At 70.6% G+C, this 10,610-nt stretch carries 6 protein-coding genes; 1 reads left to right on the forward strand and 5 read right to left on the reverse strand.

Going from position 1 to position 10,610, the window contains the following annotated elements; translation table 11 throughout:
* The 4 genes from D180_RS14575 to D180_RS14590 form a co-directional block, all read right to left on the reverse strand.
* The coding region (locus D180_RS14575) for a glycoside hydrolase family 3 N-terminal domain-containing protein (RefSeq protein ID WP_043091030.1) at positions 1-1,585 on the reverse strand (1,585 nt) is incomplete at its 3' end.
* A 53-nt stretch (positions 1,586-1,638) separates the two neighbouring features.
* Entirely contained in the window at positions 1,639-3,333 is a 1,695-nt protein-coding gene (locus D180_RS14580) for a glycoside hydrolase family 43 protein (protein ID WP_017913377.1), read from the reverse strand.
* Positions 3,333-5,312, reverse strand: a complete 1,980-nt coding sequence (locus tag D180_RS14585; RefSeq protein WP_017913378.1) for a sialate O-acetylesterase — start codon at positions 5,310-5,312, stop codon at positions 3,333-3,335. The genes D180_RS14580 and D180_RS14585 overlap by 1 nt, the downstream gene beginning before the upstream one ends.
* Positions 5,309-7,450: an alpha-glucuronidase family glycosyl hydrolase gene (locus D180_RS14590; protein ID WP_043091029.1), complete on the reverse strand. Its 2,142-nt coding sequence runs from the start codon at positions 7,448-7,450 to the stop codon at positions 5,309-5,311. The genes D180_RS14585 and D180_RS14590 overlap by 4 nt, the downstream gene beginning before the upstream one ends.
* Before the next feature lie 111 nt (positions 7,451-7,561).
* Between D180_RS14590 and D180_RS14595 the strand changes: the two genes are divergently transcribed.
* Positions 7,562-8,620 carry a LacI family DNA-binding transcriptional regulator gene (locus D180_RS14595; RefSeq protein WP_017913380.1) on the forward strand — a complete coding sequence of 353 codons (1,059 nt, stop codon included), beginning with the start codon at positions 7,562-7,564 and terminating at the stop codon, positions 8,618-8,620.
* Positions 8,621-8,634: 14 nt separating this feature from the next.
* Here the strand turns inward: D180_RS14595 and D180_RS14600 are convergent.
* Positions 8,635-10,610 (reverse strand): glycoside hydrolase family 3 N-terminal domain-containing protein (locus D180_RS14600; RefSeq protein WP_017913381.1); only part of this gene is annotated, 1,976 nt, incomplete at its 5' end.

Below are 10,610 nucleotides of genomic sequence, written 5' to 3' on the forward strand. Positions count from 1 at the left end.
CCGGCGGCAGCAGCTGACCGCTCCAGCGGATGCTGAAATGATCGTTGGGAATGCCCTGCCCCGGCCCCGCTTCGCCGCGGGCCAGCAGATTGTCGGTCGGCGAACCGCGGTCCCAGCGGAAGCCGATCTGCGCGTCGGTGCGCACCAGCGCCGGCGTTCCCGACAGATCGGGCGTGCGGAAGTATTCGCCGCGCAGGCCGCGTTCCGGCGAGTCCGCCGAGGGCCGCAGATACGCCGCCTCGATCAGCGGCGTGGCGCTCGGATCGTCGCGCCCTTCGACCAGATCCACACCGCGCGCATAGCGCACCTCGATGCCCTTGGCCGCGTCGCGGATGCCCTGCAGGAGCGTCACCGGCGCCGCCGGCGTGCCGAAGTAGTTGCCGAGTAGGGCCATGGTGTCGTCGGCGGTCGGGCCGACCACGGCGATGCGCTTGAGTGTGCGCGACAGCGGCAGCACGCCATCGTTCTTCAGCAGCACCAGCGATTCCTGCGCGGCCTGCAGGGCCAGCGCATCGTGCGCGGGCGCCTGGTTCACCGACGCCGGAATCCGCGCCCAGCGCACGCGCTCGGGCAGATCGAACATGCCCAGTCGCATGCGCGCGGTAAACAGGCGCGTCACCGCGTCATCAATCTCCGCTTCGTCGATCAGCCCCTGGCGCACCGCTGCCGGCAGCGTGGCGTACTCCTGGCCGCACTCCAGTTCGGTGCCGTTCTTGACTGCCAGCGCCGCGGCGGCCTCGCGACTGGGCGCCAGATGGTGATGCTTCCAGATATCGACGATGGCCCAGCAGTCCGAGACCACGTAGCCGGTGAAGCCCCAGTCGCGGCGCAGCACGTCGCGCAGCAGGAACTGGCTGGCGCTGGCGGACTCGCCGTATACGCGATTGTAGGCGCCCATCACCGCGTCCACCTTGCCCTCCTTCACCAGCGCCTCGAATGCCGGCAGGTAGGTGTCGTAGAGGTCGCGCTTGCTGGGGCGGGCGTCGAAGTGGTGACGGTCGGCCTCCGGGCCGCTGTGCACGGCGAAATGCTTGGCGGTGGCATCGAGCTTGCGGTACACCGGGTCGTCGCCCTGCAATCCCTGCACGAAGGCCACGCCCATGCGCGCGGTGAGGTAGGGATCCTCGCCGTAGGTTTCCTGGCCGCGGCCCCAGCGCGGGTCGCGGAAGATGTTGATGTTCGGCGACCAGAAGGTCAGCCCCTGGTAGCGGCCATGCGCGCCTTCGCGCAGGAACTGGTGGTGCTTGGCGCGCGCCTCGTCGCTGATGGTGGTGGCCACCTGCCCCATCAACGGCACGTCGAAGGTGGCGGCCAGCCCGATGGCCTGCGGAAACACCGTAGCCTGCCCGGCCCGCGCCACGCCATGCAGCGCCTCGTTCCACCAGTCGTAGGCCGGTACGCCCAGGCGCTCGATCGCCGGCGCAGCGTTCTGCATCTGCGCCGCTTTCTCCTCCAGGGTCATGTGCGCGACCAGCGCCGCCGCGCGGGCTTCGAAGCTGGCCGAGGTGTCCTGCCACGGCTTGGTGTCGACGGCGTCGGCGGCATGGCCCACGCCGGCCAGCGCGATGGCGGCGCACAGGGCCAGCGTGCGGAACAGGCGGCCACGAACACCGCTGCGAAAGGAAAACCTGCGCGTCATCATCGTTTGCTCCTGGAGGCACGCTCGTCGCGCGCGAAAGGACCGAGCAGGGTGCCCACGAAGCCGCCTGCACGATCCGTACTCAACACGGTTCCGTCGACGTCGTCGGCGAGGGTCTGCCAGCCCTGCCCCGTGCCGGCGTCGAACGCGAACGCATACGTGCCGGCGTCGCCGGCGATCTTCAGACGCAGCGACGTGGACGCGTCCACTTCGCGGCTGGCAATGGTTCTGGTCGCGCCCTTGCCCGCGCGCGCTTCGAGGAACACCACCACGCGATCGCGGCCCACGCGGCGCACGCCAAGGAAGTACCACCAATCTTCGTTCTGGAACGCCGCCAGCCCGGCCGCCACGCCCGCTTCAGGGCGCGTCATTGCGGTGCTGGCCTCGAACCGCAAATGCTGCTGGCGGCGCCCCAGGAACGCGGGGTTGCGCAAGGTGTCCAGGTTCTTCGGCAACGGATGCACCGCCAGACTTCCCGGACGCGTGCGCAGGTCCGCCCAGTCCTGCTTGGGCACGCGCACGCGCAACCAGCCGCGGCCGAGCGTCGGTGCGTCGAAGTCGTCGCGCTCGGCGAAGTTGCCGGTGGACGGCGCCTGCGACGCCTCGCCCTGCATCCACGACGGTGCCTTGACCGCATACGGGATGGCCTGCCCGGCCGGCAGGATCACCGGCCAGCCGTCGCGCCACTGCACCGGCAGCAGGTAGGTCTCGCGCCCGGTGTTGTAGTGGCGCACGTCGTAGGTGCGGCTGGCCAGGAACACCGCCCACCAGGACCCGTCGGGCCCTTCCACAATATCCGCATGCCCGGCGTTGGCGATCGGCAGCGGCCTAGCGTCGGGCAGGTCGCGCTGAGTGAGGATCGGATTGCCCGCATACGGCTGGTAAGGCCCCCACACGTCGCGGCTGCGCAGCACCACCTGCGAATGCTGCGGCCCGGTGCCGCCCTCGGCATCGGAGAGGTAGTACCAGCCGTCGCGTCGATACAGGTGCGGCCCCTCGATCCAGATCGGATTCTTTGCCGGCTCGACGCCGCCGTCGATCAGCACCTTGCGCGGCCCCACCGGGGTGAAGGTCGCCAGGTCGAGTTGCTGCATCCAGATCGCGCGGTGGCCGTCGTAGCGCGGCGCGCCGGGCGGCACGTCGTTGTTGAGCAGGTAGACGCGGCCGTCGGCGTCGAAGAACAGCGACGGATCGATGCCGCCGATGCCCGGCAGCCAGTGCGGATCCGACCAGGGGCCAGCGGGATCGCGCGCGGTGGCGATGAAGTTGCCGCCGCTGTCGACGGCCGTGGTGACCACGTAGAACACGCCGTCGTGATAGGAAATGGCCGGCGCGAAGATGCCGCGCGACACGCTCAGGCCATCGAAGTCGACTTGCGTCGGCCGGTCGATCACGTTGCCGACCTGTTTCCAGTGCACCAGATCCACGCTCTCGAACACCGGAATGCCCGGGAAGTATGTGAAGCTGGAATTGACCAGATAGAACCGCCCGTTCGCGCGCACGATGCTGGGGTCGGCGTGGAAGCCGGCCAGGATCGGATTGCGGTAATGCCCGGCCGGCAGCGGCGAATCGAAGGCTGCGTCGCGCCCGGCGTAGTCGAACCAGTCGAAATAGACCGGCGGTGCGGGCGCGGCCCACAGCGGCTGCAGCGCAGCGGACAACAGCAGGACGGCCGTGGCGAGCAACGGGCGCATCAGTGAACTCCTTCGGACAGTGCGAGTTCGAACGGTCCTGCCGGCGCACCGGAACGGTCGCGCAGCGTGCAGACCGGGCCATCGGCCCAGCAGTAGCGCACGCGTGCGGCGGCGGCTACCTGGGGACTGCGCAGGACGACGGTGCGCCCGTCCAGCGCCGCGTCGGCATAGGTACAGCGCTGCGCCTGGGCATCGCAGAGTTCGAAGCCGATGGGGCCGCTCGCCCCGGTCGTGACCAGGCGGCCGTCGACGTCGTCGAACACGATGCGCACGGCGCCCTGCGTGCGCGCTGCCGTGCGTGGCCTCGGGCCGGACGGCGCCAGCGCGCGCTCGCCGTAGACCACGTGGCGCGCCACCCGCGCCAGGCGCCGCCCCAGTTCCTGCTTGTTGGGCGGATGGATGTCGTAGGCATCGCCGATGTCGATGGCCACTGCAAGCCCGCTGTGCGGGTCTTCGGCCGCGACGCGGCGCTGCGCCTCGCGCACCTGCGCCCAGCCGCTCTCCGTCGGTGCCTGGGGCGGGCGACCGTAGCCGGCCAGTTGCACCACCAGCAATGGCGTCGCCGCGCCGAACTGCGTGCGCCAGTCGTCGCGCAGATGGCGCAGCCGGGTCGCGTAGACGGCGCCCTCGCCGGTGTTGGATTCGCCCTGGTACCACAGCATGCCGCGCAGCCCGTAACGTCCCAGCGGCGCGATCATGCCGTTGTACAGCGTCGACATGCCGGAGGCGGCATGCCACGGCGCCAGCGGCGGTGACTGCGGATCGGGCGCAATGCGGTACTGCCAATGCCGATCCAGGACGATGCGCGTGCCGTCGGCCAATTCCACGGCATGCGCAGTGGCGGGGCCTGCCAGTCCGCCTTCGCCGTAGGTATCCAGCACGTTGACGACCACCGTGTTGGTGCCGGCCTTCAACAGGCCGGGCGCAAGCGCATACCGGCGTGGATCGCTCGGCGCGTTCTGGCTGCCCACGGCCACGCCATTCACCCAGGTCACGTCGGTTTCGTCGACCGGCCCCAGCACCAGCCGTGCGCCCTGCGCCGCCTGCGCGGCGGTGAGGGTGACCTGCGTGCGATACCAGACCATGCCGTTGTAGTCGGCCAGCGCCGGCACGCCCCAGCGCTCCCACGCGCCGAGCGCCTCCGGCGCGTCCTGCCACCCCGTGCTGTCAGCATCCGGTTGCCATGGCATATCGCCCGGCCTGGCGCCGGCGCGTGTGGTCCACCACTGCTGCCAGTGCCGGCCCCAGCGCGCGCTCGCCGCGATAGGGTCGGTGGCAGACAGCGCCAGTACGTCCAGCGCCTCATCCATGCCACCCTGCGCACGCAGGGCGTCGGCGCTGGTCCAGGCCTCGATCCGCGCACCGCCCCAGGCCGCCTGGACCAGCCCCATCGGCACCTTGACCGTCTTCTGCAGTTCGCGCGCGAAGTAGAAGCACGCGGCCGAAAACTCCCGCACCGTGTCCGGCGCCGCGGGTTGCCATGCGACCGCGCTCGGGAACGCATCTTGCGGCGCGACCGCCGCGGCCTTGGGCACGGTGAACAGACGGATGTTGGGCTGGGCAGCGGCGGCCAGTTCGCGGCTCGCATCCAGCGCGCGCCACACCGGCAGCTCCATGTTCGACTGGCCGGAACACAGCCACACATCGCCGACCAGCACATCGCGCACGACCTGGCGCGCCTGTCCCGCGCGCACTGTCATGTCGTAAGGACCGCCCGCGGCGACCGGCTTCAGCGTGGCACGCCAGTGGCCGCCGGCATCGGCACGTGCGCTGACCGACTGCCGGGCGAAGGTCACCGACACCGTGGCACCCGGCGCGGCGTTCCCCCACACCGGCGTCGGCCGGTCGCGCTGCAGCACGGCGTGATCCTGGAACAGCGCATGCAACAGCGGCGGCGCCGCGTCCTGCGCCACGCAGGGCGTGGCGCTGCACGCCAAGGCCGCCGCCAGCAACCAGCCCGTCCACGTGGTCGGCTTCATCGTCCATCTCCCGGTGCGGAGGGAAACTGCAGGGCCTGGTACCAGGCCAGCGGATGCGGTGGCGCGGCTTCGCCCGCGGGCAACGGCCGCCCGCTCACCGACTGGAAGTACGCCACGCTGGCATCGCGCCACCACTGCGCTTCGCGCAGCTGGATGCGCAGGAACGCCGCCACCTGCGCGTGCCGCTCGGCGTCCACCTTGCCGCGCAGTCCATCCCAGGTGGCCTGCATGGCCTGCACCTGACGCACGCCTTGCGTATAGCGGCCGACCAGTTCGTCCCACAACGGCCGTCCGGAGGCCATGCGGTGGTCCCACGGCACGTGGTGGAACCATAGCAGCAGCGACTCGGGCACCCGCGCCGGGTCGCCATACACGGCCGCCACGTCCGGCGCGTACTGGCTCACCGCATTGCTGCCATGCGTAGTGCGGTCGAAGCCGATGCCATTGCGGTCGGCGCGGTGGTAGTACACCGCGGTCCAGTCCGCGCGCGGGCCGCCGTCCACCCAGGGGCCGGGGCCGTAGTGGTGGCCGCGCGCCATCAGGTGGTGCAGGCCCAATGGGGTCATGTAGTTCACCGCGGCCTCGCGCGAGCTCATCATCATCCCGACGATCGGCTGCACCACCTCCGGTGTCGGCGAGAACGTCATCGCCGCCCAGTCCAAGGCGATGGCGCGGGCGGATTGGTGCGGATTCCAGGCCAGGCGGCCGAAGGCGTACCAGTTGGCCTGGTCGAAGTGCGAGCCGCTCCAGGTGCGGTCGTTGCCGATGTTGGCGACGCCGGCGATGCCGGTCAGGGCGTGGCCTTCCAATGTGCCATCCACCACGTCCGCCACCGTGGATCCCGCGCCGCGGGCATGGGTGTCGGATTGCAGCACGTCCTCGTACAGCGGCCCCAGGTACACCAGGTGCGTGGCGAAGCCCAGATACTCCTTGGTGATCTGCACCTCCAGCATCAGCGGCGTGCGCGGCATCGCGCCGAACAGCGGATGGAAGGGCTCGCGCGGCTGGAAATCGATGGGCCCGTTCTTGACCTGCACGATCACGTTCGGGCGGAAGGCACCGTCGAGGCCGACGAACTCGGTGTACGCCTGCATCGCGCGGTCCACCGGCACGTCGTGGGCGTAGACGAAGGCCCGCCACATCACCACGCCGCCGTGCGGCGCCAGCGCATCGGCCAGCAGGTTGGCGCCGTCGGCGTGCGAACGGCCATAGTCCTGCGGGCCGGGCTGTCCCTCGGAATTGGCCTTGACCAGGAAGCCGCCGAAATCCGGAATGCGCGCATAGATCTCGTCGGCCTTGTCGCGCCACCAGCGCTGCACGGCCGGGTCGCGCGGATCGGCGGTGTTCAATCCCCCCAGTTCGATGGGCGCGCTGAAGCGTGCGCTCAGGTAGATGCGGATGCCGTAGGGCCGGAACACGTCCGCCAGCGCCGCCGCCTTGTCGAGGTAGGCCGGCGCCAGGCTCTGCGCATTGGCATTGACGTTGTTGAGCACGGTGCCGTTGATGCCGATCGAGGCATTGGCGCGCGCGTAGTCGGTGTATCGCGGGTCGCGCCATTCCGGCAGGCTCTGCCAGTCCCACAGCGAGCGGCCCGCATAGCCGCGCTCGACGTGGCCGTCCAGGTCGTCCCAATGGTCGAGCACGCGCAGCCGGATCCGTGGCGACTCGCGCACATCGAGCGCTTCGAGCGACGCGCCGGTCTGCAGCAGGCGCAGCAGATGGAACACGCCATACAGCACACCGATGTCCCGGCGTGCCGCCACCAGCAGCACGGCGTGCCCGTCGATGCGGGTGCGCTTGAGCAGGTAGCCCTCCTCGCCCAGCGACGCGATCTCCCCGCGGAACGGCGCAAGCGCTGGCGACGACTGCGGCGTGCCCAGCACGACCGCGTGATCGCCGGTCGCCGCGGCCTGCATCGCCGGCGTGCGCCCCAGCAGGCCGGTGAGGCCACGCACCAGCTCGTCGCGCGCCACCCGCTGCGTCGGCGTCCGCGCCGGCGCCACCACCTCGTCCAGGCGCGTGTCGCCATCCGCACGTGCGGCGCCTTGCGAGGGCAGGTAACGCAGCCACAGCGCTGCGCCGTCCTCCGCGCGCAGGCTGCCCGCGCAGACCATCAGCACCATGGCAGCGCATGCCATCCACTGACACCGCATGACATGCGGACGGCACCCAAGCGCCGCCAGCAAACCTTGTAAGCTGACGGCGTACCCGCGGCGCGGCAGCGTCAGGAACAACAAAGGGAACGCGTTTTGGACAAGCCGAAGAAAGCGGTCCGCCGCAAGACCAGCGGGGTGACGATCGACGAGGTGGCGGCCTTGGCCGGGGTTTCGCCGATGACCGTGTCGCGCGCGATCAACCAGGGCAAGGTGCGCGATGCCACCCGCGAGCGCGTGATGCGCGCGGTGCGCGAACTGGGCTACACGCCCAACCTGGCGGCCAGTTCGCTGGCCGCCGCGCAGCACACCCGCATCGCCCTGATCTACACCAATCCCAGCGGCGCCTACCTGCGCGAGCTGCTGGTCGGCCTGCTGCGCGTCGCCTCCAACGCCGCCATCCAGTTGGTCATCCACTACTGGGAAGACCTGGACCCCGATGCCGAGCGCAAGGCCGCGCGTGCCCTGGGCGGGCGCGTGGATGGCGTGATCCTGCCGCCGCCGTTGTGCGAATCGCAGGCGGCGGTGAGCGAACTGGTGAAGGCCGGCATCCCGGTGATCGCGATCGCCGCCGGGCGCCTCAGCGACGCGATCTCCTGCGTGCGCATCGACGACTTCCATGCCGGCAAGGAGATGGCCGAACACCTGATCCAGCACGGCCACCGGCGCATCGGCTTCATCCGCGGGCGCCAGGACCTCAGCGCCAGTGCGCGGCGCTACGAGGGCTTCGTGACCGCGCTGCAGGAGGCCGGGCTGAAGGTCGAACCCGGCCTGGTCCAGCAGGGCGACTACACCTACCGCTCGGGGTTGGCCGCCGCCGAGAAGCTGCTGTCGCAGCGGCGGCCGCCGACCGCGATCTTCGCCAGCAACGACGACATGGGCGCGGCGGCGATCTCCGTGGCGCACCGGCGCGGCCTGGAAGTGCCGCGCGATCTGTCGGTGGTCGGCTTCGACGACACCTCGGCCGCCACCACCGTGTGGCCGGAACTCACCACCATCCACCAACCGATCGCCTCGATGGCCGATGCCGCCATCGACATCCTGCTGCGCAGCATCCGCCGCAAGCGCGACGACACACGCATGTCCAGCGACCACGTGGTCCCGCACCGGCTGGTGCTGCGCGGTTCGGTCGCCGGCCCACCCAAGGGGCGCTGACGCAGGACGCAGGCTCACGCGCTCGGGCATGCGACAGTGCTCTCCGCTTCGTTCAATGCGCCGAGCGCGACCCGCGACACCGACAGCGTCATCGCGCCCGCCGTGGTCAATGCCCACGGACGATCCAGCTTGCTCAGATCCGCGCCGGCCGCCGCCAGGCACTTGAGCGGCACGCCCACGCGCTTCCACTGGCCGACCGGCAGGGCGGTCAGCGTCGGCCCGATCGCCACCCGCGCGGCGCAGCCGCTGCCGCAGCCGACCGCCAGCCACGCCTCGCCCTGCGGGGCGGCGTCCACGCGCAGCGTGGTCACCAGCATCAAGTCGCCGTTGCTCTCGCGCTGCAGGTCCAGCGGCGTATGCGACTGCAGCGCGACCACCGCCTCACGCCCGCCCGACCAGGCGAGGCGGCGGCCATCCTCCTGCGCCAGGTGGTCCACGCCGGTGACCTTGAGCAGCGCGCCCTCAAGCGACTCCGGCACGCGGGTGACGGTCACGCCCTGTCCATTGGCCCCTTCCAGGCGCAAGGCCATGCCCGGGCCGGCCGCGCCGCGGGCGAAGAACACGCCGGCCGCAGCTTCGTTGCCGGTGAGGCCGGAGACTTCCGGCAACCTGGCCAGGTTGCCATTGTCGGCATAGCGCAGGCCGTAGCCGAAGGCGAACAGCGGGTCGTAGCCCTGTTGCCCCACGTTGTTGGCGTATTGCGTGGCCGTGCGCGGCCAACTGAAGCTCAGCGTGCCCTTGAAGTCGTGCTGCACGCCGCCCTGCGCAGTGCGCAGCAACACGTCGGCGATACCCGCGCCTTCCGAGCCGGGCAGCCACGCCGCCACGAAGGCATCGGCCGCGTTGAGTTCGCGGTTGACCCACAGCGGGCGCCCGCTGAGGAACACCGCGACCACGGGCATGCCGTCGGCCTTGAGCCGCTTGATCAGCGCCAGGTCGGTGTCGTCGCCCGGCTTGTAGGCCAGGGTCGGCCGATCGCCCTGGAACTCCGCATAGGGGTTCTCGCCGAACACCACCACCGCGACGTCCGGCTTGGTGGCGTACGTGCCGTCGATCGAAAGCACGGCCTCGCCGCCCGCGGCCTTGGCCTGCTGCGCGAAACCCTCGTAGATGGTGTCCGCATTCGGGAAATCCTTGCGGGTGGTGCCGGTGCCCTGCCAGTTCAGCGTCCAGCCGCCCGCCTGCTTGCCGACGTCGTTGGCGCCGTCGCCGGCCACCAGGATGCGCTGCGTCGGCGACAGCGGCAGCACGCCGCCCTGGTTCTTCAGCAGCACCAGCGACTCGCGCACCGCCTGCCGCGCCACCGCGCGATGCGCCGGCGCGCCGATCAGCGCGAACTGCCCACCGACCGCGCGCGCCGACGGCTTGCCCGCCTCGAACAGGCCCAGCCGCATCTTGACCCGCAGGATCCGGCGCACCGCATCGTCCAGGCGCCGTTGCGAGATGGTGCCGTTCTTCGCCGCCGCCAGCGTGGTGGTGTAGAAGCCCTTCCAACTGTCCGAGGCCATGGCCATGTCCAGGCCGGCGTTGATGGTGGCCGGGCAATCGGTCGGCGTGCAACCCTTGACCTGTCCGTGGCCGTTCCAGTCGCCGACCACGAAGCCGCCGAAGTGCATGCGCCCCTTCAGCGCATCGGTCAGGTAGGCCTTGTGGCCGTGCATCTTTTCGCCGTTGACGCTGTTGAACGAGGCCATCGCGGTCTGCGCGCCCGCGGCGATCGCCGGGGGATAGCCGGCGGCGTGGATGCGCACCAGCTCGGCTTCGCCGATTTTGGTGTCGCCCTGGTCGCGGCCGTCGGTGGTGCCGCCATCGCCCAGGAAATGCTTGACCGAGGCGATCACATGGCGACCATCGAGGAAGGCGGGCGTGCCCACCTTGCCCTGCAGCCCCTCGACCATCGCACCGGCGTAGCTGGCCACCACGTCCGGCGACTCGGAATAGCCCTCGTAGGTACGCCCCCAGCGGTCGTCCTGCGGCACCGCCACGGTCG

Source organism: Xanthomonas sp. SHU 166 (assembly GCF_000364685.1).
Taxonomy (GTDB): domain Bacteria; phylum Pseudomonadota; class Gammaproteobacteria; order Xanthomonadales; family Xanthomonadaceae; genus Xanthomonas_A; species Xanthomonas_A sontii.